Annotated in this window: 21 protein-coding genes; 11 read left to right on the forward strand and 10 right to left on the reverse strand. The window is 67.5% G+C overall.

All coding sequences use genetic code 11. From position 1 onward, the window contains the following. Positions 1-114: 114 nt before the first annotated feature. Positions 115-1137: a tripartite tricarboxylate transporter substrate binding protein gene (locus B2J86_RS09115; protein ID WP_173025318.1), complete on the reverse strand. Its 1023-nt coding sequence runs from the start codon at positions 1135-1137 to the stop codon at positions 115-117. Between the two features lie 261 nt (positions 1138-1398). On the opposite strand from B2J86_RS09115, the gene B2J86_RS09120 reads away from it, so the two are divergent. The 9 genes from B2J86_RS09120 (at position 1399) to B2J86_RS09155 (ending at position 9610) form a co-directional block, all read left to right on the forward strand. Continuing rightward, positions 1399-3711: an NADP-dependent malic enzyme gene (locus B2J86_RS09120; protein ID WP_173025319.1), complete on the forward strand. Its 2313-nt coding sequence runs from the start codon at positions 1399-1401 to the stop codon at positions 3709-3711. A 156-nt stretch (positions 3712-3867) separates the two neighbouring features. Continuing rightward, the gene (locus tag B2J86_RS09125) at positions 3868-4272 is read left to right on the forward strand and encodes a ribonuclease domain-containing protein (protein WP_169170539.1); all 405 of its coding nucleotides are present in this window, start codon (positions 3868-3870) and stop codon (positions 4270-4272) included. A 140-nt stretch (positions 4273-4412) separates the two neighbouring features. After that, entirely contained in the window at positions 4413-4838 is a 426-nt protein-coding gene (locus B2J86_RS09130; RefSeq protein WP_169170540.1) for a barstar family protein, read from the forward strand. A gap of 59 nt (positions 4839-4897) precedes the next feature. Next, a complete protein-coding gene (locus tag B2J86_RS18290; protein WP_256368391.1) occupies positions 4898-5029 on the forward strand; it encodes a hypothetical protein in 132 nt (43 codons plus the stop codon). A gap of 158 nt (positions 5030-5187) precedes the next feature. Then, positions 5188-6567, forward strand: coding sequence for a DNA repair protein RadA (gene radA, locus B2J86_RS09135; protein WP_173025320.1), 1380 nt, complete (start codon positions 5188-5190; stop codon positions 6565-6567). Positions 6568-6821: 254 nt separating this feature from the next. Then, positions 6822-7268 carry a glycerate kinase gene (locus tag B2J86_RS09140; RefSeq protein ID WP_169170537.1) on the forward strand — a complete coding sequence of 149 codons (447 nt, stop codon included), beginning with the start codon at positions 6822-6824 and terminating at the stop codon, positions 7266-7268. 40 nt (positions 7269-7308) lie between these two features. Continuing rightward, on the forward strand, positions 7309-8247 hold the full coding sequence (locus tag B2J86_RS09145; RefSeq protein WP_173025321.1) for a branched-chain amino acid transaminase: 939 nt from the start codon (positions 7309-7311) through the stop codon (positions 8245-8247). A gap of 3 nt (positions 8248-8250) precedes the next feature. After that, positions 8251-8457 (forward strand): zinc-finger domain-containing protein, encoded by a 207-nt coding sequence (locus B2J86_RS09150; RefSeq protein ID WP_169170535.1) that lies wholly within the window; start codon positions 8251-8253, stop codon positions 8455-8457. Positions 8458-8515: 58 nt separating this feature from the next. Further along, positions 8516-9610, forward strand: coding sequence for a glycosyltransferase (locus tag B2J86_RS09155; RefSeq protein WP_173025322.1), 1095 nt, complete (start codon positions 8516-8518; stop codon positions 9608-9610). A gap of 1 nt (position 9611) precedes the next feature. Here B2J86_RS09155 and B2J86_RS09160 read toward each other — a convergent pair whose 3' ends face one another. From B2J86_RS09160 to B2J86_RS09195, 8 genes are all read right to left on the reverse strand, one after another. Further along, on the reverse strand, positions 9612-10355 hold the full coding sequence (locus B2J86_RS09160; protein WP_173025323.1) for a glycosyltransferase family 25 protein: 744 nt from the start codon (positions 10353-10355) through the stop codon (positions 9612-9614). Positions 10356-10370: 15 nt separating this feature from the next. Then, positions 10371-11114: a hypothetical protein gene (locus B2J86_RS09165; protein ID WP_254068022.1), complete on the reverse strand. Its 744-nt coding sequence runs from the start codon at positions 11112-11114 to the stop codon at positions 10371-10373. After that, positions 11111-12280 carry an O-antigen ligase gene (locus B2J86_RS09170; protein ID WP_173025324.1) on the reverse strand — a complete coding sequence of 390 codons (1170 nt, stop codon included), beginning with the start codon at positions 12278-12280 and terminating at the stop codon, positions 11111-11113. Before B2J86_RS09170 ends, B2J86_RS09165 begins: the two co-directional genes overlap by 4 nt. Before the next feature lie 140 nt (positions 12281-12420). After that, on the reverse strand, positions 12421-13389 hold the full coding sequence (locus tag B2J86_RS09175; RefSeq protein WP_216842337.1) for a hypothetical protein: 969 nt from the start codon (positions 13387-13389) through the stop codon (positions 12421-12423). Positions 13390-13481: 92 nt separating this feature from the next. Continuing rightward, positions 13482-14504 (reverse strand): nitronate monooxygenase family protein, encoded by a 1023-nt coding sequence (locus tag B2J86_RS09180; protein WP_173025326.1) that lies wholly within the window; start codon positions 14502-14504, stop codon positions 13482-13484. Between the two features lie 182 nt (positions 14505-14686). After that, positions 14687-15913, reverse strand: coding sequence for an ATP-binding protein (locus tag B2J86_RS09185; protein WP_173025327.1), 1227 nt, complete (start codon positions 15911-15913; stop codon positions 14687-14689). 6 nt (positions 15914-15919) lie between these two features. Further along, the gene (locus tag B2J86_RS09190) at positions 15920-16636 is read right to left on the reverse strand and encodes a response regulator transcription factor (RefSeq protein WP_173025328.1); all 717 of its coding nucleotides are present in this window, start codon (positions 16634-16636) and stop codon (positions 15920-15922) included. A 142-nt stretch (positions 16637-16778) separates the two neighbouring features. Further along, positions 16779-18077, reverse strand: coding sequence for an MFS transporter (locus tag B2J86_RS09195; protein ID WP_254068031.1), 1299 nt, complete (start codon positions 18075-18077; stop codon positions 16779-16781). Positions 18078-18230: 153 nt separating this feature from the next. Between B2J86_RS09195 and B2J86_RS09200 the strand changes: the two genes are divergently transcribed. After that, entirely contained in the window at positions 18231-19091 is an 861-nt protein-coding gene (locus B2J86_RS09200; protein ID WP_173025330.1) for a M48 family metallopeptidase, read from the forward strand. A gap of 190 nt (positions 19092-19281) precedes the next feature. After that, positions 19282-19866, forward strand: coding sequence for a YSC84-related protein (locus B2J86_RS09205; protein ID WP_173025331.1), 585 nt, complete (start codon positions 19282-19284; stop codon positions 19864-19866). Between the two features lie 273 nt (positions 19867-20139). Here B2J86_RS09205 and B2J86_RS09210 read toward each other — a convergent pair whose 3' ends face one another. Then, positions 20140-20661 (reverse strand): hypothetical protein, encoded by a 522-nt coding sequence (locus B2J86_RS09210; RefSeq protein WP_216842338.1) that lies wholly within the window; start codon positions 20659-20661, stop codon positions 20140-20142. Positions 20662-20803: the final 142 nt, after the last annotated feature.

The raw sequence follows: 20803 nt of genomic DNA on the forward strand, positions 1-20803 counted from the left end.
GCATTAAAGCCAATGGAATAGAGCGCTAATTGCTCCTGATTTTGTAGCGCTCCAATACAGAAATCTCCTGCCGCGGTCTGCGCGGCAGGGGCTTTTGCGTGCTACGGGGTGCGCTCAGTCCAGCGTGATGCCCGCGGTCTTGATCACCTGACGCCACTTGGCCACTTCCACCTTCAGGAAGTCGGCCGAGGCGGCCGGCTTGAGGGCCGAGGGCAGCACGCCCATGGCGTCGAGCTTGGCCTTGACATGCGCATCGGGCAGCGCCTTGGCGATCTCTTGGTACAGGCGCTCGACGATGGGCTGGGGCGTGCCGGCGGGCACGGCGGCGAGGAACCAGGCGTCGGCCTGGAAGCCCTTGAGGCCTTGCTCGTCCATGGTTGGCACCTCGGGCAGCGAGGCCAGGCGCTCGTTGTGCGCCACGGCGAGGGCGCGCAGCTTGCCGGCCTTGAGCTGGGAGTCGATGGTCACGGCCGTCAGGAAGCCGAAGTCGGTTTCACCCGCGACGAGCGACACCACCGACGGCGCACTGCCCTTGTAGGGGATGTGGCTGATCTTCACCTTGGCCTGCATCGCGTACAGCTCGGCACCCAGGTGGTTCGGGCCGCCCGTGCCCGACGAGGGGTAGTTGAGCTTGTCCGGCTGGGCCTTGGCCGCGGCCGTCAGGTCGGCCATCGACTTGAACGGGCTTTGCGCCCCCACGGTCAGCACAAGCGGGCTGCGCGCGACCAGGCTCACGGGCGTGAAGTCCTTGAGCGGGTCGTAGGGCAGCTTGGTGTAGAGGCCCGGCGCCATGGCCAGGCAGCCCACGTCGCCGAGCACGATGGTGTAGCCGTCGGCCGGGGCCTTGGCGACCTGGTCGCAGCCGAGCGTGCCATTGGCGCCGGGCTTGTTGTCCACCACCACGGTGGCGTTCATGTTCTCGCCCATCTTCTGCGCCAGCAGGCGGCCCAGGATGTCGGTGGAGCCGCCCGCCGAGTAGGGCACGACGAGGCGGATGGTCTTGCTCGGGTAGGCGCCCGCGGCGGGCTGGGCCTGGGCGCCAGGGGCTGCCAGCGTGGCGGCCAGCGCCAGGCCAGTGAGCAGCGCGCGGCTGCGGGAGGGAAGGGGATGAAGGGAGGCAGGGATGGAGTCGTACATGTCTCTGTGGAGTGGTTGTTGTGCCGTTGGGCGGGGCAGCATAGCAGCGCCAGCATGCGGCGCAAGCGGGTGCGATGCGCCAACCACCCCAGGGCCGCAATGGGGCCGCGCCAGTCACAGCTGTTTCCACTGCGCCAGGGGGTTTGCAGCCCTGGGTTTCCCTGGGCCGCGGCCTACAATCGCGGCTTAACCAAAGCTGACGGCCCGCCCGGAGCACCTGCGGTGGCGCGGCCTGGCACTTACCTGAGCTGGAGACGCTTGATGCCAGAGAACATGACGGCGAACAACACCCCCGAAAAACGCGCCGAGCTGCGCCGCGCGGCGCTGGAATACCACGAATTTCCCAAGCCCGGCAAGATCGCCATCGCGGCGACCAAGCAGATGGTCAACCAGCGCGACCTGGCACTGGCCTATTCGCCCGGCGTGGCCGCCCCCTGCGAAGAGATCGTCAAGGACCCGAGCACCGTCTTCAAGTACACCAGCCGTGGCAACCTCGTCGGCGTGGTGACCAACGGCACCGCCGTGCTCGGCCTGGGCGACATCGGCGCGCTGGCCAGCAAGCCGGTCATGGAAGGCAAGGGCGTGCTGTTCAAGAAGTTCTCGGGCATCGACGTGTTCGACATCGAGATCAACGAGAAGGATCCGGCCAAGCTGGTCGACATCATTGCCGCGCTCGAGCCCACGTTTGGCGCCATCAACCTCGAAGACATCAAGGCGCCCGACTGCTTCTATGTCGAACGCGAACTGCGCCGGCGCATGAAGATCCCGGTCTTCCACGACGACCAGCATGGCACCGCCATTGTGGTCGGCGCAGCCATCCTCAACGGCCTGAAGGTGGCGGGCAAGGACATCCGGCAGGTCAAGCTGGTCGCTTCGGGCGCGGGCGCCGCGGCGTTGGCCTGCCTCGGCCTGCTGGTCAAGCTGGGCCTGCCGCGCGAGAACATCTGGGTGACGGACATTGCCGGCCTGGTCTACACCGGCCGCACCGAGCTGATGGACGAGGACAAGGCCCGGTTTGCCCAGCCCACCGAGCAGCGCACCCTGAACGAAGCGATCGAGGGCGCGGACGTGTTCCTGGGCCTGTCGGCCGGCGGCGTGCTCAAGCAGGACATGGTGCGCAAGATGGCGGCCAGCCCGCTGATCTTTGCGCTCGCCAACCCCAACCCCGAAATCCAGCCCGAAGACGTCAAGGCAGTGCGCAGCGACGCCATCATGGCCACGGGGCGCTCCGACTACCCCAACCAGGTCAACAACGTCCTGTGCTTCCCGTACATCTTCCGCGGCGCGCTCGACTGCGGAGCCACCACCATCACGGTCGAGATGGAAATTGCCGCCGTGCACGCCATTGCCGACTTGGCAGAGGCCGAGCAAAGCGAAGTGGTGGCCGCCGCCTATGTGGGCGAAGCCCTGGCGTTCGGCCCCGAGTACCTGATCCCCAAGCCGTTTGACCCGCGCCTGATGATGAAGATCGCGCCGGCCGTGGCGCAGGCCGCCGCCGACAGCGGCGTGGCAGAGCGCCCGATCACGGACATGGAGGCCTACCGCGACCACCTGCAGACCTTCGTCTATGCCTCGGGCACCACCATGAAGCCGATCTTCTCGGTGGCCAAGGCGGCCGCGAAAAAGCGTGTGGCCTACGCCGAGGGCGAAGAGGAGCGCGTGCTGCGCGCCGCGCAGATCGTGGTCGACGAGCACCTGGCGCGCCCGACGCTGATCGGCCGCCCCGCCATCATTGCGCAGCGCATCGAGAAGTTCGGCCTGCGGCTGGCCGAAGGCGTCGACTACGACGTGGTCAACGTCGAGCAGGACCACCGCTACCGCGACTTCTGGCAGACCTACCACCAGATGACCGAGCGCAAGGGCATCACCGCGCCGATCGCCAAGATCGAGATGCGCCGGCGCCTGACGCTCATCGGCAGCATGCTGCTGCACAAGGGCGAGGTCGACGGTCTGGTCGTGGGCACCTGGGGCAGCACGGCGCTGCACCTCAACTACATCGACCAGGTCATTGGCAAGCGCGCGGGCGTTGCCACCTACGCCTGCATGAACGGCCTGCTGCTGCCCGACCGGCAGGTGTTCCTGGTCGACACCCACGTCAACTACGACCCCACGGCCGAGCAATTGGCCGAGATCACCATCATGGCGGCCGAGGAAATGCTGCGCCTGGGCTTCAAGCCCAAGGCCGCGCTGCTCTCGCACTCCAACTTCGGCAGCAGCCACCAGCCCAGCGCCGTGAAAATGCGCGCAACGCTGGAGCTGCTGCGCGCGCAGGCGCCCTGGCTCGAGGTGGACGGCGAGATGCACGGCGACGTGGCGCTGGACGGCAAGGCGCGTGCGACCCTCATGCCGCGCAGCACGCTGACGGGCAACGCCAACCTGCTGGTGCTGCCCAACATCGACGCGGCCAACATCTCGTACAACCTGCTCAAAACTGCGGCGGGCGGCAACATCGCGATCGGCCCGGTGCTGCTGGGCGCTGCGCAGCCGGTGCACATCCTGACACCCAGCGCCACGGTGCGGCGTATCGTCAACATCACCGCCCTGACCGTGGCAGACGCCAACGTGCCGCGATAAAGACTGGTGCGATAGCGGGCGCTAACTTAAAATTGGCGCAATCTTTGCAAGGGCCTGCCCAATGATTGGGCAGGCCCTTGCATTTTCAGAGGGATTCCGTCACACTAGCGCCTTGAAATTTCGGGTTAACCCGTAGTTTCTGAAAGGTGTAGATTGATGCTGAAGGCCTTTGCCACCCGGGCGTACCAGGCAGGTTTTGCGTGTGTTTTGGGTGCTGCGCTCGCGTTGGCGCCGGCCATGGGGCATGCCAAGAAGCCTGCGCTCCTTGACAGTTCTTCCCCCATCGCCGTTGCGCAACTGCCTTCCCAGGGCCGCGCCACTTATGCGCTGATCCGAGAAGGGGGTCCTTTTCCGCACGACAAGGACGGGACGGTGTTTGGCAACCGTGAACGCCTTTTGCCTGCGCAGAAACGAGGGTACTACCGTGAGTACACCGTGGGAACCCCGGGGGCACGCAACCGGGGAGCGCGCCGTATTGTATGCGGAGGGCAGCCCCGCACCCCCGATGCCTGTTACTACACCGCCGACCATTACGCCAGTTTTCGCGAAATTATCGAATGACCCTTACTGCAACGCACAGCCCGCTCTCCTTGGTACGGGGATGGACGCCGGCCCCGTTTGACACCCTGCCCGGCGCGCTGGCGCAGCCAGGCGCACGCGCAGGGGCGAATTTTTGGACTTCAAAAGAAAGAGACGCGGAGATGGATACGCCACTTCGTAAAGACCCGGATTCCCCGCTGCGCGGCACGCGCGCCAACATTGTGCAGTCCATTCGCGCCCATCGCGTGCCGGACCTGCAGAGTGCGGCCGCTGCGCTGGGGCACCACTTCCTTTACGCCAACCTCGCCCATGCCCAGACCAAGCAGGACGTGCTGGATCTGATTGCCCAGCAGTTCACTTTTCCGGCGCATTTCGGCAAAAACTTCGATGCGTTGTCCGACTGCCTGACCGATCCGCTGCACAAGTCGGGTCCGCAGCCGGGCTTCATCGTGGTGCTCGAACAGATTCCAACGACGGTCAAATTCGACAAGGAAGCACGCGAGCAGCTGCTTGATGTGTTCCGCGACGCGGCAGACTTCTGGAGCGACCGCAAGATCCCGTTCCGCTGTTTCTATTCTTTTCTGTAGCCCGTTCTGCATCCTACGGCCAGGCAGAACGGGCGAGCGAGGCTAACCAGGCAGCGGGCGTGGTGCAAGGCATTGCCATCGCGGCGGACGCCGCCGAGAAAATGCCCACCGACAAGCTCGTGGATGTGACCCCTCTGGCGCTGCGGATGAGCAGCCCCTTCAACTCGGGCTATTGGCTCGCGGCTGCCTGAGGTGCGTTGCCGTCCTGGCCGCGGCGCACCGCGCCTGCGAAACTGCGAAACCCGCCTCTGGGGCGGGTTTCGCGCATCTGGCCAGGCCCTGGGCGGCCTCGTCAACGCAGCAGAACTGCACCGCTCGCTATAGTGGTCAGCCCTTTCCCTGTGCGCCTATGCCCAAAGAAAAATCCATCTACATCTGTTCCGAATGCGGTGGCACCAGCCCCAAGTGGTTGGGCAAGTGCCCGCAGTGCGGCGCCTGGAACACCCTGGTGGAGTCGGTCACGGAAACCGCGGGGATCAAGCACCGCTACAGCGGCACGCAGTACGCCGGCCTGGCCTTGGCGCAGGCCGTGGCGCCGTTGTCGGCCATCGAGGCCACCGAAGTGGCACGCACGGCCAGTGGCATCGAGGAGCTCGACCGCGTGCTCGGCGGTGGCATCGTGGAGGGTGGTGTGGTGCTCATCGGCGGCGACCCCGGCATTGGCAAATCCACGCTGCTGCTGCAGGCATTGGACGCGCTGCAGCGCGCCGGCCTGCCGACGCTCTACGTCACGGGCGAGGAGAGCGGCGCCCAGGTAGCGTTGCGCTCGCGCAGGCTCGGGCTCGACCACAGCCAGGTCAACGTGCTGGCAGAGATCCAGCTCGAAAAAATCCTGGCCACCATCGAGGCCACGCAACCGGCTGTGGCGGTGATCGACTCGATCCAGACCGTGTATTCCGACCAGCTCACCTCGGCACCGGGGTCGGTCGCGCAGGTGCGCGAGTGCGCTGCGCACCTCACGCGCGCCGCCAAAAGTTCGGGCGTCGCCATCGTGCTCGTGGGCCATGTGACCAAGGAGGGCGCGCTGGCCGGCCCGCGCGTGCTCGAACACATGGTCGATACGGTGCTGTACTTCGAAGGCGACACCCACAGCCAGTTTCGACTGGTGCGCGCCATCAAGAACCGCTTTGGCGCAGTCAACGAAATCGGCGTCTTTGCTATGACCGAGAAGGGCCTCAAAGGGGTGACCAACCCCAGCGCCATTTTCCTGAGCCAGCACAGCGAGCCGGTGCCCGGCAGTTGCGTGCTGGTCACGCTGGAGGGCACGCGCCCCCTGCTGGTCGAGATCCAGGCCCTGGTCGATGGCGGCGGGCCCAATCCGCGCCGCCTTTCGGTGGGGCTGGAGCGCGATCGCCTGGCCATGCTGCTGGCGGTGCTGCACCGCCATGCCGGTGTGGCCTGCGCCGACCAGGATGTGTTCGTCAACGCGGTCGGCGGCGTGCGCATCAGCGAGCCTGCCGCCGATCTGGCGGTGATGCTGGCGATCACGTCGAGCCTGCGCGGCCGGGCCCTGCCCCAGGGCTTCATTGCGTTCGGCGAAGTGGGCCTGGCCGGCGAGGTGCGCCCCGCGCCGCGCGGCCAGGAGCGCCTCAAGGAAGCGGCCAAGCTGGGCTTTCGCGTCGCCGTGGTGCCGCGGGCCAACGCGCCCAAGAAGCCGATCGAAGGCCTGACCATCCACCCCGTGGAGCGCGTGGAAGAGGCCATGGCGGTCGTGCGCGGTCTCGACTGAGGCGCCGCGCGCACTATCAAAACAAGAGCGTTTTGCGCCCGTACTGCAATGGTTTCAGCATGGATTGTGGGCGAATCCTTGATAAGGCGTGCGCTGGCAGCTCCTTTTTTGATAGCTCGATTGCGGGAGCCCACCGGCCGCACGGGCCGGCCCAGCCAGGGCGCAAGGCGCGCCGCGGCACCGACGCCCGGCCAAAGACCCTATACGCACTCCCCACAGCCGCCGCCTTGGCAGTCCATAAGACAATACGGCCCATGAATTTGCGCAATATTTTGGTGCCCGTGGGGCTGGTGCTGCTGATGGCGGCTGCATACCGTTCGTATGGCTGGTCGGGCGTGGCCGCCGTGGGTGGCGGGATCGTCATGTGGCTGCTGCTGCATTTCACGCGCTTCATGTCGATCATCCGCAAGGCCTCGGGCCGGCCGATCGGCTACGTCGGCAGCGCCGTGATGCTCAATGCCAGGCTGCGCCCGGGCGTGACCCTGATGCACGTGGTGGCCATGACGCGCGCGCTGGGCGAGCCGGTCTCGCCCAAGGATGCGCAGCCCGAGGTCTACCGCTGGAGCGACGGCTCGAAATCGTATGTGACCTGCGAGTTCCTGCACGGCCGCCTGGTGAAGTGGGAGCTTTCGCGCCCGGCCCAGGACGATGGCGGCGCCAGCGCTCCCGCGCCGCGCTCCGAAGGCACGCCAGCCCCGTAAAATCCCTTTTTTGCGACCGACAGCAACCCAAAGGAAACCCATGAGCCCCGTAGTTCCCTCGATGGCCGACCGTGACGGCAAGATCTGGATGGACGGCCAGATGGTGGATTGGCGCGATGCCAAGATCCATGTGCTGACCCACACCCTGCACTACGGCTGTGGTGCCTTCGAAGGCGTGCGCGCATACCACACCGCCGACGGCACGGCCATCTTCCGTCTGGAAGAGCACACCGAACGCCTGTTCAACAGCGCCAAGATCCTGCGCATGAAGATCCCGTTCACCCCCCAGGAAGTGAACGAGGCGCAGAAGGCCGTGGTGCGCGCGAACCAGCTCGAATCTTGCTATTTGCGCCCATTGACCTGGATCGGGTCGGAAAAGCTCGGCGTTTCGCCCAAGGGCAACCAGATCCACCTGATGGTCGCCGCCTGGGCCTGGGGCGCGTATTTGGGCGAAGAGGGTATGGCGCGCGGCATCCGCGTCAAGACCAGCAGCTATACGCGGCACCACGTCAACATCACCATGACGCAGGCCAAGGCGGTCAGCAATTACAGCAACTCCATCCTGGCGAACATGGAAGCCCTGGACGACGGCTACGACGAAGCGCTGCTGCTCGATGCCTCGGGCTTTGTCTCCGAAGGGGCGGGCGAGAACATCTTCGTCGTCAAGAACGGCGTCGTCTACACGCCCGACCTGTCAGCCGGTGCCCTCAACGGCATCACGCGCAACACGGTCTTCCACATCGCCAAGGACCTGGGCCTGGAAGTGGTGCAAAAGCGCATCACGCGCGACGAGGTCTATATCGCCGACGAAGCCTTCTTCACCGGCACGGCCGCCGAGGTGACGCCGATCCGCGAACTCGACCGCATCGAGATCGGCAGCGGCAGCCGCGGCCCCGTCACCGAGAAGATCCAGAGCGCTTTCTTCGACATCGTCAATGGCCGCAATCCCAAGTACGCACACTGGCTCACCAAGGTCTGAACCATGTCCCAAAACGTTGTTGAACTGCTGGCCAAAGACCTGAACGACCAGGGCGGGGTGTTTTGCCCCAACCCCAAAGCAGGCATGAAGCTCTGGAATAACCACCCCCGGGTGTACCTGGATGTGGCACACACCGGAGCGGCCAAGTGCCCCTACTGCGGTACGGTGTACCGCCTCAAGGCGGGTGAGTCGGCAGCCTCCCATCATTGAGTCCGGCGCCGCCGTGGAGGCTCCGTCCCAACCCGGGGGCTCTCGGCCGCTGCGGGTCATGCACTTCGTCACGGGTGGGTTTTCTGGCGCCACCCAGGTGGCGGTCGACTTGTGCCTGGCCGCGCGTGGCAGCGACGCCATGGAGGCGATGTTGGTGCTGCGCCGCAAGCGCAACACCGACGCAGCCCGGGTCGAGGCACTGCGGGCCCAGGGGCTGCGCGTGGGGGTGGTGCCGGGGTGGTCGCACGCGGCGACCATTGTGGCGCTGCGCAACTTGGCGGTGCAGCACCGGCCCGATGTGCTGGTGGCGCACGGCTTCAGCGAACACCTCTGGGGCCGTTATGCGGGCCTGTGGGCAGGCGTGCCGCAGCTGGTCCAGGTCGAGCACAATTCGCGCGAGCGCTACACACGCTGGCGACTGGCGCAGTCGCGCTGGCTGGCGCGCCGCAGCGCGGCCCTGGTGGGCGTCTCCGACGGGGTGCGTGACCGGCTGATCGAACTGGGCTTTCCGGCCGAGCGTTGCCTGGCCATTCCCAATGGCGTGGACCTGGAACGCTTCCCGGCTGCCGAGCTGCTGCCCATGGCCGAGCGCCTGCCCGCCCTGGTGATGGCCTCGCGCTTTGCGCGCCAAAAGGACCAGGCCACGCTGATCGATGCCGTGGCCCTGCTGGCCCAAAAGGGGCTGCGTCCGCCCTTGTATTTCGCGGGCTTGGGCAAGAAGGCCCTGCTCCAGCAGGCGCAGGCCCGCGTGCGCGCGCACGGATTGGAGTCCCAGGTGCATTTTTGGGGGCAGGTGTCCGATCTGCCGCAGCGGCTCATGCGCAGCCCGCTGTTCGTGCTCTCCACCCACTACGAAGGCATGCCGCTGGCCTTGGTCGAGGCCATGGCTGCCGGCTGCGCCTGCGTGGCCAGCGATGTGGTGGGGGTGCGCGGCGTGATCGAGCCCGGCCAGACCGGCGAACTGGTGCCGGAAGCCGACGCCGCCGCGCTGGCCGCCGTGCTCGAGCGCCTGCTGACCCATCCGGCCGAAGCGGCGCGGCTGGGGCTGGCCGCCCGCCAGGCGGCCGAAGCCCGCTTTGACCGCCACCTGATGCACGCACGCTACGCCCAGCTGCTGCTGGGCCTGCCGCGGCGGCCCGACGCAGGCCACTGACTTATTTCAGCAGCGGGCCGCGACGGGCGTTGTGCCAGGCGCTCAGGGCGCTGTAGGCACACTGGCGCCTGAATTTGCGCCAGCGCTGCCCCAGCCGCACGGCCGTGGCCTTGCTGCCGATGCTGCTGGTGAAGCTGGTCTCGTCGAGCACCAGTGCGGCCGGCGAGACGCCCAGCACCGCCAGGTCGTTCTCCCACCAATAGCGCAGATCGACGTCGATCGGCCGGCCAAACGGCAGGCGCGACTGGCACAGCTTTTGCGCCCCCGCGCGGCTGATGGCATAGCCGGCCGTCATGCTGGGCACCCGCTTGTAATCGACCAGCTCCACGCCCCGGTCCAACAGGCAGCGGCCGCGGAAGGTATCGCGCTCCCGGCCTATCAGCTTGACCATGTCCCAGGGCTGCGCGCGCTGGCCGATCGCCTCGAGCAGCGCGGCGAAGCCGTCTTTCAAGCCCACGTCGTCTTCCAGCACGACCATGGCGGGCGCCCCGCTGGCGAGCAGCTGCTGCCACAACCGCAGGTGGCTGGCGTAGCAGCCTTTTTCGCCATTCACCAGCGTGGCGTGGTATTGGCGCGCGTTGAGTTCGGCCGAATACAGCCGCTGTTGCTCGGCAGCGTCCAGGTCGGCCCACCACACCGCCTCGAAGCGCGTGCCGTGCAGGCCCTGGCGCGCCAGCTCGGCTTCGAGCTTCGCGCGGCGCTCGGTGTCACGCGCCAGGTTGATGTAGAAAATGGGAAGCGACATGGCGGCAGCGGGCAATCAGTGCGAGAAGTATTTGCGCAGGAACTTGGGCACCAGGCGATGGCTCTTGCGGCGCGGTGCGCCGGTGTTGTCAGCTTCGGCATGCTGCGCGGTTTCGAGGTAGCCGCGAAAGTTCAACGGCCGCTCGGCCAGCACATCGCCGACGACCATCGAGAACAGGCGTTCGTAGGCTGGAAAACGCGATTCGAAGAGGTGAAAGAACTCGTTCCTGCCATAGAACGTGCCAATGCCGAACACCCCTTCATGGCCCAGCGCCCATTTCGAGACGATGCAGCTGGTGGGGGGCTTGAGCGCCAGTGGCACCTGCTGCGCGCGCGCACGGGCCGACAGCACCTCGGCGGCGTCAAAGCGCTCGCTGGACTTGAGGCTCGGGCTGCCCAGCGCCTGCCAGGTCGCCTTCGTGAAGGCCATGAACATCGGGCCGGCATACACCTCGGTGTTTTTCTTGTGGTTGGAAAACTGCGACAGGCCGAACACGGCGCCGCGCTCGGCGCTCTGCACCGCTTCGCGGTACGCCTGGGTGTGCAGCGGGAACGCATCGATGTCGCAGAACACGATCACGTCGCCGGGCTGGTGGCGCTCGATGACCTCGTTCATCCAGACGCCATGCGCCTTGTGGTGGTGGCGCTCCTGGCGCAGGTCCAGCCCGAGCTTGGAAAAAACGGCGGCCTGCCCCTGCAGAATGGCGGGGGAAATGTTGTCCCAGTGCAGGGAATAGACCGGCGGCATCGTGGGCGTCATGGCGTGGCTTTCGGTAGTTCAGTCTGCTGCTCGATCACCGGGCCGGCAATCAACAAGGCCATCATGAAAATGAAGAAGTGGCTTTCGCGTGCGCTGAACAGGGGCGAATTGACCAGGCTGTCGGCCGCCAACGCCGTGGCAAATCCCAGCAGCAGGAATTGATCGGGCGTGCTGCGCCTGCGCGCGGCATAGAACAGGCTGGCGACCAGCGCCACGAACAGCAAGCCGCCGAGCGCGCCATTTTCGACCATGAAGAACAGGTACTGGTTGTGTGGATGCCAGCCAAATTCCTGGCAGTCCTCGGGCCGGGTGTTCAAGCGACAGGCTTCCGTATCGAAAGAGCCCGTGCCCGTGCCCGCCAGCGGGTGCTGCTGGATCAGTGCGACGACGGACTGGTAATTGTACAAACGACGTCCTAGAGAGCTGTATTTGTTGCTCTCATGGTTTTGCACCTCGTGCCAGCCCTGCCTGATCTTGCCCATCAACAGCGGCGAACTCGCTGCGACCAAGCCCAGAAGGACGACGGTGGCGCCCAGCACCCAAAGCTTCTTTTTGCCATGCGCTGCCGCCACGCCGGCAACCACCAGGCAGCTGCCCAACAGAAAGACCCCCGTGCGTCCCCATGACATGTGCGTGATGCTCACCGCCCCCAGCAGCGCCAAAAGGACGCAGCCAGCGCGCGTCCAGGGGGTTGTGCATTTCCACACCAGGGCCAGGCAGGCCAGCACGAAGAAACTCATCATCACGCTTTGCGTGATGTAGTCGCCCACCACCGTGTGGTCCACGCCCCAGCCGGTCTGCTGTGTGGCCGACCAGGGGAGCGCAACAAAGATGCCGGCATAGGCCGAGGCCAGGATGAAGCCCATCGCCGCCATGAAGGCGTACAGGCATTGGCGGCGCGTTTTGGCATCGAACAGCACCGTCACGAAAAACAGCCCGGCCAGCAGCTTGGCATATTTGGACAGGTGCACCAGGGCCGTGCTGCCGGGCCCGCTGCTGTAGCTGGTGCCCATCAGAACCAGCAAGAACAGCAGCAGCATGGCCCAGGCGCTCGGCAGCAGGAAGACCTTGCGCCACTGCGTCCGCAGGTTGCCCGACAGCAGGGTGGCCACAAGGCACAGCGCCGCGAGCGCGTTGCCCAGCGCCAGCGCGACCGGGAACGTCAAAAATGCGCCTACCAGCAGCCTTTGTGACCAACGATCAAATAGGCTGGGGAGTTTGGCGTGGGTCGGTGTCATGGATACGTGTGTGGCGTGCGCGATGCATGCGTGAAGAAGGACGGGTGCGGCGGCGTTGCCGTATGCTTTCAGGCCGTGCCGAAGCTTTCGAATTGCCGGATCCAGAGCGGAAAGTCGTGGGCTGCGAGTGTGGCGTCTGCGATGGGCGGCATGGGCGCCGCCAGAAAATCGGCGATCTGACCCAGGTCGTCGTGGCCCAGCACAAAAATCCGCGCCGGGTGGTAGAAGGGCTGCTGCTTCACCCTGGGGTTGTTGGTGATTAGCTTCTTGTCAAAAAACAGCGCTTCCAGGGTGCGGATGGTGAGTCCGGTCTGGTTGGCCTGGACCCACTCCAGCAAGCAGCGCGCGCGCTGGATGCGCTCGATGTTCTGGCGGTAGCTCAGCTCTTGCCGGCAGAGACCGACCGCGGTCTGCACGGGGTATTCGCGCCCGCGTTCCGGCACCACGAGCAGGTCGGTGCGCAGTCCCAGCGCCTGCAATTGCATGCCTAGCCGGTGCAGCGCGTCAAAACGCCCCTTGTCCTTGCCCAGGAAGTACACATCGACGTCGGCGGCAGCGCACTGGCGGTAGGCGTCCACCCGACGGTACACCTGCGGGACCAGGTCCAGTCCGTACTGCGCGGCATCTGCCGGGTCGAAAGTGACCACCCGAAACCCCAGCCCCTTGAGCAGGCGGATGTGCAGGCGCCGCGCACGGTGGTTCTGGTTGTGGTCTATCACCGGGTTCCAGGTGAACACGGACACACGGCGCGTGCGCAGGTGCTTGCGGATAATCCTCAGGTCCTTGATGTTCTCGATGCCGAAGATCAGCACCGGCGCATGGGGCGCAATGTCCAGCAGCCCCTGCAGGTATTCACGGGAAAACGAGCGCAGACCCGCCAGCCGGAAGGGCAGCGCCGCATCGATGGCCTTGCGCACGGTGTAGACCACGCCCCTGCGGCGTGCGGGGTGCTGGTGGATGTGGCCCTGGCGCTCGCGCGGCAGGCTTTCGAGCAGGAAATGCGTGAGGGTGAACGGGTTGGCAATGATGTGCAGCATGGCGGCGGGAGGGGGGACAGGCATCGCTTGCGATGCGCCGCGGATTCTGCAGGCCATGGGAGGAGGGGCGTGCAACGACGCCGATTGTAGGTTCAGAGCTGGTGCGCGCTGCCTGCCGCGCCGCACAGCAAGGTAAGCGCTTGTGCTTCCATGCGTGCGATCAGTTCGCCCGCCCCCGGCAGGTCGCGCACCAACCCCACGGCCTCGCCCACGGTGGCGTGCGCCGCTGTGAAGTCGCCCGCCTGCACGCCGGCGTCATAGGCCGCACGCGCCTCCTCGGGTGCGGCGCGCAGGGCGTCGATGCGGTCCTCCCAGTGCCGGTGCAACGCGTTGCGGAGGGCGCGGAAGTCGTAGGGCGCGGGCCAGTGCTTGCGCCGCAGGATGTCGAACACGGCGCTGCGCGCCGTGCCGTCGCCGTCGGTGGCCAGGGCCAGTTCCTTGGCGCCTTGGGGCGCCAGGCTTTCGGCCGTGGCCCACAGGCGCGAGCCGACCAGTGCGCCGTCGGCGCCCAGCACGCGGGCGGCCGCGAGCGTGCGGCCATCGGCAATGCCGCCCGCGGCCAGCAGCAGGGTCTGCGGCGCGTGGGCGGCCAGCCAGTCGGCCAGCTCGGGCACGAAGGTCAGCGTGGCGCGGCCGTTCAAGGCGTTCATGCCGTGGCCGCCGGCCTCGGCCCCCTGCGCCACGACGACGGCGGCGCCGGCCTCGATGGCCTGGGGCACCTGGTCCATGCGCTGCACCTGGCAGATCAGCGCGGCGCCGCTGGCGGCAATGCGCGCGGCGTAGGGCCGCGGGTCGCCAAACGACAGCATCACGGCCCGGGGGCGTTCGGCCCCGCCGTGGTCCAGCACCCAATCGAGCGCGGACGCGTCCTCGTCCATCTTCCAGGTGATGAAACCGCAGCCGATGCGGCCGGTGTCCGCGGCCTGCAGGGCCAAGGTGTATTCGCGCTGCGTCCAGGCCAGGTCGCCATAGCCGCCGCCCACCAGGCCGAGCGCGCCGGCGCGCGCGCAGGCGGCGGCCAGGGCGCCGCCCGAGGCCAGGGCCATGGGCGCGAGCGCGATGGGGGTGGAGAGGCCGAAACGGGCGCTGAAGCGGGAGGGTATGGGAAGCGTCATGCGGACATTGTCCGGCGCGCGGGGCCTGCCGCGCAACCGGGGCGGCGCTGCCGCGGCACCGCCGAATGCGCCTGTGCTATATAAAAAATAGCTATTGGCGCTTGGCTGGTTTGGGTTTCAACGGATAAAGCGGCTGAATCTCAATGGATGCGTGCGCAAGCTGCTCACTTTATGGGAGTAATTCAGGCCTGCGCCGGGGCCTGCAGTGGCAGGCGCAGCACAAAGCAGGCGCCGCCGCCGGCACGGTCTTCGCAGTGCGCGCTGCCGTGGTGGCGCCCAGCGATCGAGCGCACCAGCGCCAGGCCCAGGCCCACGCCGCCGGCGCGTTCGCTGGCGCCGGGCAGGCGGTAGAACGGCTCGAAGATGCGCTCGCGCAGCGCCTCGGGCACCCCGGGGCCGTGGTCGCAGACGCGCACCTCGGCCATGCCGGCGCTGCGCCGCAGGCTCACGGTGATCTCGCCCTGGCTGTAGCGGCGCGCGTTCTCGAGCAGGTTGCGCACGGCGCGGCGCAAGAGCTTGGCGACACCGGACACCTCGAGCGTGTCGGCGCTGGCGTCCAGGTCGGCGTCGACGCGCGCGCATTCCTCGGCGACCAGGCCCACCAGGTCGACCAGCTCGACGGTGCCGACATCGGCCTCGCGCGCGTCCAGGCGGCTGGCCAGCAGAATTTCGTCGACCAGCTGGTCGAGCTCGGCGATGTTGCGCAGGATTTCGTCGCGGAAGGCGGGCGAAGGCTGGCTGCCGCCCATCAGTTCGATCCCCATGCGGATGCGCGTGAGCGGCGAGCGCAGCTCGTGCGAGGCGTTGGCCAGCAGCGACTTGTGCGACTGCACCAGTGTCTCGATGCGCCCGGCCGCGGCGTTGAACTGGCGCGACAGGTCGGCCACCTCGTCGTGGCCGTGCACCGGCACGCGCACCGACAGATCGCCCTCGCCAAAGCGCTGCACGCCGTGCTGCAGCACATCCAGCCGCTTGAACAGCCGGCGGATGATGGGGAACACGCCCACGGCCACCGCCAGGCCCACCAGGCCCAGCATCCAGACAAAGCCGAACGGCGCCCGCGTCCAGAAGGCCGCCTCGGACCGGCCCCTGCCGCCGCGCTCGCCGCGGTTGGCGCGCGGCGCCAGTTGCAGGCTGTAGGCGCGGCCGTCCTCGCTCTCGATGCGCAGCTCCAGCCCCTCGCCGGGCGGCCCCGGCACGCGCGTCGCCAGGCCCGCCACGAGCGTGTTGCCCAGGCCGTCGCGCAGCACCAGCTCGCGCGCGGGTGGCGCCGCCTGCTGCTGCGCGTTCTGCTCGGCCGCCACGCGCCAGGCCCAGCCCACCAGCAGCGTGAGCACCGCCACGCCGCCGACCACGGCGAGCCAGATGCGCAGGTACAGCCGGCGCGAGAACAGGTGGATCAGCGGCATGGCGGCTTAATCTTGCTGCTTGGCAAAGACGTAGCCCACGCCGCGCACCGTGAGGATGCGGCGCGGGTTCTTGGCGTCCTGCTCGATCGCGGCGCGGATGCGGCCCATGTGCACGTCGATCGAGCGGTCGAAGGCTTCGAGCTCGCGCCCGCGCACGGCCTCCATGATCTGGTCGCGCGTGAGCACGCGGCCGGCGCGCTCGGCCAGCGCGACGAGCAGGTCGAACTGGTACGAGGTCAGGTCGCACGGCTGGCCCGCCACCGTGACGCTGCGCGCGTCGCGGTCGATCTCGAGCGTGCCAAAGCGCAGCACCTGCGCGGCCGGCGCGCTCGCATCGGTGCGCCGGCGCAGGATGGCGCGGATGCGCGCCAGCAGCTCGCGCGGCTCGAATGGCTTGGGCAGGTAGTCGTCGGCGCCGAGTTCGAGGCCGATGATGCGGTCCATCGGGTCGCCCTTGGCGGTGAGCATCAGCACCGGCACCTGCGCGGCCGGGCCGGGCAGCGCGCGGATGCGCCGGCACACGTCGAGGCCGTCCATGTCGGGCAGCATCAGGTCGAGGATCACCAGATCGGGCAGCGGCTCGGCGCCCGGGCCCTGCAGCTGCGCGAGGCCGCTGGCGCCGTCGGCCTGGTGCGTGACCCGCATGCCCGACTGGCCCAGGTACTCGCCCACCATCTGCGCCAGGCGGGTGTCGTCTTCAATCATCAACAGGTGCGAGGTCATGGGCATGCTGCGGTAAGGGTGGAGGGGCCATGGTCGCCGCCGCGCATCTCGCGGCGTTGAAGCGGCCGTAAAGCTGGGGTAAACCGCCGCGGCGCGCGGCGCTGCGGTTGCTATTGAAAATATAGCTTACAGCGCTTGTCTGTCAAGCGCTGGAGCGCGTTTTCATGCGTGACACCAGCGCCACCAGGATCAGCACCGGCAGGCCCAGCAGCGCGGTGCCGGTGAAGAACTCGGTGTAGCCGTGCGCGTCGACGAAGCGGCCCGAGAAGCCGGCGATCCACTTCGGCGCCAGCAGCATCATCGAGCTGAACAGCGCGTACTGCGTGGCCGAATACTGCACGTTGGTCAGGCTCGACAGGTAGGCGATGAACGCCGCCGACGCGATGCCGCCGGCCAGGTTGTCGGCCGAGACCACGAAGACCAGGCCGCCGAGGTCGTGCCCGCGCGTGCCCAGCCACGCAAACAGCAGGTTGCTGGCGGCGCTCAGCACCGCGCCGAGCATCAGCACGCGCAGCACCCCCAGGCGCATCGACAGCACACCGCCGATGAACGCGCCCAGCAGCGTCATGACCACGCCGAACACTTTGGTCACGGCCGCCACCTCGTCCTTGGTGTAGCCCATGTCGACATAGAACGGGTTGGCCATGATGCCCATCACCACATCGCTGATGCGGTAGACGGCGATCAGCGCGAGGATCAGCACCGCCTGCCAGCGGTAGCGTGCGATGAAGTCGGCAAACGGATCGACCAGCGCGCCGCGCAGCCACTCGGCCGCATTCCTGGCGGGCGCCAGCGCGCGCGGCGCCGGCTCGCGCGAGAGCAGCACCGTTGCCACGCCGACTAGCATCGACGCGGCCATGGCGAGGTAGGCCAGCTTCCATGCACCCGGCTGGTAGAGCGCGCCGCCGGCCATCTCGGCGCGCGCCGCCAGCCACAGCACGCCCGCGCCGGCCCAGATCATCGCCAGGCGGTAGCCGGTCTGGTAGGTCGCGGCCAGCGCCGCCTGGCGGTCGGCATCGGCCGACTCGATGCGAAACGCGTCGAGCGCAATGTCCTGCGTGGCCGAGCCGAACGCCACCGCCAGCGCGCACCACACGACGGGCGTCAGCGCCTGCTGCGGGTCGTTGAACGCCATGCCGACCAGCCCCGCCATCACCATGGCCTGCGCCAGCAGCAGCCAGCTGCGCCGCCGGCCCAGCCAGCGCGTGAGCAGCGGCAGCGGCATGCGGTCCACCAGCGGCGACCAGACCCACTTGAACGCATAGGCCAGCCCGACCCAGCTGAGGTACCCGATGGTCGTGCGGTCGATGCCGGCCTCGCGCAGCCAGAACGACAGCGTGCCCAGCACCAGCAACAGCGGCAGCCCGGCAGAAAAGCCGAGCGTCAGCATGCGCAGGCTCGCGGGCTCCCGGTACACGCGCAGCGTCTGGCGCCAGGGCATGCGCGGCGGGCGCCGGGCGGCAGTATCGGCGGCGGGCTCGGCGCCGCGGGGGGCTGGCGCGGCCGCCGCGCCCGGGCCGGAAAGGGCGGCGGGCGCCGTGCCGGCGAAGTGGTCTGACATGGAAGAGGTGTCCTTTGTGCCTATTATTGGCGCATGTGCCTGTTCTGCCCCCCGTTTGACCCCGCCACCCCTGCCCCGCACGGCCCCTGGTCGGCGCGCCGCGCCTTCCTGCTCAGCGCCGCCGCCGCGGTGGCCGCCGCGCCGCCCGCGCTGGCGCAGGTCGATGTGGGTTCGTCGTCCGGCCTGCGCAACCTGGTGCCGGCCGACACGCTCGAGAACGCGGCCACGCAGCAATACAGCCAGCTGCTGGCCCAGGCGCGCGCGCAAAAAGCCCTGGCACCCGACAGCCACCCGCAGCTGCAGCGCCTGCGCGCCATCGGGCAGCGCCTGGTGCCGTTTGCCGCGCAGTGGAACCCGCGCGCGCGCGACTGGCGCTGGGAGGTCAACCTGATCGGCAGCAAGCAGATCAATGCCTTCTGCATGCCCGGCGGCAAGATCGCGTTCTATACCGGCATCCTCGACCAGCTCAAGCTCAGCGACGACGAGGCCGCGATGGTCATGGGCCACGAGATGGCGCATGCGCTGCGCGAGCACGCTCGGGCGCGCATGGCCAAGAGCGAGGCCACCAACCTCGGCCTGCGCCTGGGCGCGCAATTGCTGGGCCTGGGCGACATGGGCAACCTCGCCGCCAACCTGGGTGGCCAGCTGCTCACGCTCAAGTTCAGCCGCGGCGACGAGAGCGACGCCGACCTCGTCGGCCTGGAGATGGCCGCGCGCGCCGGCTACAACCCCGAGGCGGCCGTGACGCTGTGGCGCAAGATGGGCCAGGCCACGGGCGGACAGGGCGGCCCCGCGTTCCTCTCCACCCACCCCAGCGGCCCGCAGCGCATCCGCGAGCTCGAGGAGAACGTGCCCAAGGTGCAAGGCCTGTATGCGGCGGCGCGGCGCCGGTAAAGCGTGAGCGCGACCCACGGCGCTCAGGGCAGGCACCGCGGCGTGTAGGCGCACAGGCCGACTTGGCGCTGCGTTGACTCAAGTGGCGCGCAAGCCCACTACCATAAAGGCCAGACTTGCGCCAGCGCTGTCTTTGGCAGGGCCCCGGGCGCGGTTGAAGTTGTTCCACCTTTCACCCAGGAGGTCTTCCATGAAAACACTTTCTCTCCGCTCCTTATTGGTCGCCGCCGTGGTCGGCACCGCCGGGGTCGCCATGGTCGGTTGCACCACCACCAAAGAGAGTGCCCAGGCCTCCCCGCGCTCGGACCGCGCCTCGCTCGAATCGCAGGCCAACGCCACGCTGTCGCGCCTCTATGAAACGGCGCCCGGCTCGCGCGAATTGATCGCACGCGCCCGGGGCGTGCTGGTGTTCCCGGCCGTGATCGGCGGCAGTTTCGTGATCGGCGTGCAGCACGGCGAAGGCGTGCTGCGCGTGGCCAACAAAACGCACAGCTACTACACCACCACCGGTGCCTCGATTGGCTGGCAGGCCGGCGGCCAGTCCAAGGCCGTGATCTATGTCTTCAACACCCAGGACGCGCTCGACAAGTTCGTCAACGGCAACGGCTGGTCGGGCGGCGTCGATGCCACCGTGGCGGCAGGCCACATCGGCGCCAACGGCAGCATCGACACCACGACCGTGCAGGCTCCGGTCACCAGCTATGTGATGACCAATACCGGGCTGGAAGCGGGCGTGTCGCTGCAGGGGTCGAAGATCACCAAGATCACGCGCTGAAGCAGGCCAGGGCGGCGCTGCCGCCTAGGCCATGCAGCGGGGGCCAGTTCCCCATAAGAAACCGGTGCCACACCGGTTTCTTATGGGCGTGGGCTGGCATGCTTCTTGGCCAAGGGCGGGTACCACGCCAGCGAAACCGCATAGTGTGCGCCGATCCATCAGGCTCATCACCAGCCTCGCTTCTTCGATGTTCACCTGCATGCACGCACGTCAGTTTGTATTGGCAAAGAACGCATTCCATGCCTTCTTTAAAGAAGATGGACCGTATCTCACCTAAACGCTTTGCTCGCCGCGTGCATACCGCGCAAGAACCGCCAGCAGCGCCTGCTCGTCCAGCAGCGCCTGGCTTTTAAAGCGTCCCTCGCAAAACCGTCCCGTGCAATCGTCCTCGGCATTGGCCTGGCGCGCCGGCGACTCGTTGAGCACGCGCATATACCAAGACAGGTCAAACAGCCGCGCGCGGAAGGTTTCGGCCAGTTCGTGGACTTTTTCCAGCTCGCTATCGCCCATGGCAGCGCGCGCCTGCGACAAGTAGCGCTGCACCAGCAGCGGACCGGTAAACAGCTGCGTCCAGCGCTGCAGCACCTCTTCGGTGCTCCACTGCTGCGCCCGCGTGCTGTCGACGTGGACAACCACGTGGTAATGGTTGCTCATCACCGCATAGACAGCCACGTCGATGGCAAAGATGTGCGCGAGTTCCTTGATGCGCATGGCAATCCAGCCCCGGCGGTGCTCGAAGCTCTGGCCACTGTGGTGGTTGTGCCCGCACAGAAAGGCGCGGCGGCAGTGGTACAAGCGGTATCTGGCAGGCTGACCCAGGCAGAGCGGGGACGGGTCATGGCGGGATTTCAGAGCGCGGGGGGTGGGCGCAGGGTAAACGAGGGGGCGAGTTTTGTCGAACTAAGTGGGTGTCCCTTAGTTTATCCGTCCCTTAGTT

It is taken from the genome of Acidovorax sp. SRB_14 (assembly GCF_012932145.1).
GTDB lineage: Bacteria > Pseudomonadota > Gammaproteobacteria > Burkholderiales > Burkholderiaceae_C > Simplicispira.

Excerpts from the sequence above, each read along its gene's own strand:
- B2J86_RS09115 (WP_173025318.1), bottom strand. The coding sequence starts at position 1,137 with ATGTACGACTCCATCCCTGCCTCCCTTCATCCCCTTCCCTCCCGCAGC.
- B2J86_RS09120 (WP_173025319.1), top strand. The coding sequence starts at position 1,399 with ATGCCAGAGAACATGACGGCGAACAACACCCCCGAAAAACGCGCCGAG.
- B2J86_RS09125 (WP_169170539.1), top strand. The coding sequence starts at position 3,868 with ATGCTGAAGGCCTTTGCCACCCGGGCGTACCAGGCAGGTTTTGCGTGT.
- B2J86_RS09130 (WP_169170540.1), top strand. The coding sequence starts at position 4,413 with ATGGATACGCCACTTCGTAAAGACCCGGATTCCCCGCTGCGCGGCACG.
- radA (WP_173025320.1), top strand. The coding sequence starts at position 5,188 with ATGCCCAAAGAAAAATCCATCTACATCTGTTCCGAATGCGGTGGCACC.
- B2J86_RS09140 (WP_169170537.1), top strand. The coding sequence starts at position 6,822 with ATGAATTTGCGCAATATTTTGGTGCCCGTGGGGCTGGTGCTGCTGATG.
- B2J86_RS09145 (WP_173025321.1), top strand. The coding sequence starts at position 7,309 with ATGAGCCCCGTAGTTCCCTCGATGGCCGACCGTGACGGCAAGATCTGG.
- B2J86_RS09150 (WP_169170535.1), top strand. The coding sequence starts at position 8,251 with ATGTCCCAAAACGTTGTTGAACTGCTGGCCAAAGACCTGAACGACCAG.
- B2J86_RS09155 (WP_173025322.1), top strand. The coding sequence starts at position 8,516 with ATGCACTTCGTCACGGGTGGGTTTTCTGGCGCCACCCAGGTGGCGGTC.
- B2J86_RS09160 (WP_173025323.1), bottom strand. The coding sequence starts at position 10,355 with ATGTCGCTTCCCATTTTCTACATCAACCTGGCGCGTGACACCGAGCGC.
- B2J86_RS09165 (WP_254068022.1), bottom strand. The coding sequence starts at position 11,114 with ATGACGCCCACGATGCCGCCGGTCTATTCCCTGCACTGGGACAACATT.
- B2J86_RS09175 (WP_216842337.1), bottom strand. The coding sequence starts at position 13,389 with ATGCTGCACATCATTGCCAACCCGTTCACCCTCACGCATTTCCTGCTC.
- B2J86_RS09180 (WP_173025326.1), bottom strand. The coding sequence starts at position 14,504 with ATGACGCTTCCCATACCCTCCCGCTTCAGCGCCCGTTTCGGCCTCTCC.
- B2J86_RS09185 (WP_173025327.1), bottom strand. The coding sequence starts at position 15,913 with ATGCCGCTGATCCACCTGTTCTCGCGCCGGCTGTACCTGCGCATCTGG.
- B2J86_RS09190 (WP_173025328.1), bottom strand. The coding sequence starts at position 16,636 with ATGACCTCGCACCTGTTGATGATTGAAGACGACACCCGCCTGGCGCAG.
- B2J86_RS09195 (WP_254068031.1), bottom strand. The coding sequence starts at position 18,077 with ATGCCCTGGCGCCAGACGCTGCGCGTGTACCGGGAGCCCGCGAGCCTG.
- B2J86_RS09200 (WP_173025330.1), top strand. The coding sequence starts at position 18,231 with ATGTGCCTGTTCTGCCCCCCGTTTGACCCCGCCACCCCTGCCCCGCAC.
- B2J86_RS09205 (WP_173025331.1), top strand. The coding sequence starts at position 19,282 with ATGAAAACACTTTCTCTCCGCTCCTTATTGGTCGCCGCCGTGGTCGGC.